General features: G+C 38.7%; 2 protein-coding genes. Both read right to left on the reverse strand.

The annotated features are described in order from the left end of the window. Positions 1–69 precede the first annotated feature (69 nt). Positions 70–201, reverse strand: a complete 132-nt coding sequence (locus IBT46_RS27820; protein ID WP_200548136.1) for a colicin E3-like toxin immunity protein — start codon at positions 199–201, stop codon at positions 70–72. A gap of 1 nt (position 202) precedes the next feature. Beyond that, on the reverse strand, positions 203–340 hold the full coding sequence (locus IBT46_RS27825; RefSeq protein WP_370569566.1) for a hypothetical protein: 138 nt from the start codon (positions 338–340) through the stop codon (positions 203–205). Between the last annotated feature and the right edge of the window lie 37 nt (positions 341–377).

Here is a 377-nt window from a genome sequence, read left to right on the forward strand (position 1 = left end):
ATCCGGGCTGAGTTCCCTCAAAGTGATCTATTATTCGGAACAGCTATTTAGGTATCCATAACATTAATGCTAATGTATGCGTACATTAGCATTAATAAATTCCATGACGGAACCATCATTACCCAGGTTATCAGAGTAGTCTTTACAGATACACCGCTCAGTAAGCAGATCGAAGCATTTCATGTGAAGTTTCAGGCCCATTTTAGCTCCTGATCAGAGGATTATTGTTTATCTTTCGCCGGGTTATTATTTTACTGGTTATATTATCAACTCCTTCTTTTTCCGTTTCCGGATAATAAATAAGATCTGACCCTGCAGGGTGTTTTGGGCTTTGTTGAATAAATCGAACTTTTGCTGAGTTGAAGGATCAGATCACG

The organism is Erwinia sp. S38 (genome assembly GCF_016624545.1).
GTDB lineage: Bacteria > Pseudomonadota > Gammaproteobacteria > Enterobacterales > Enterobacteriaceae > Erwinia > Erwinia coffeiphila.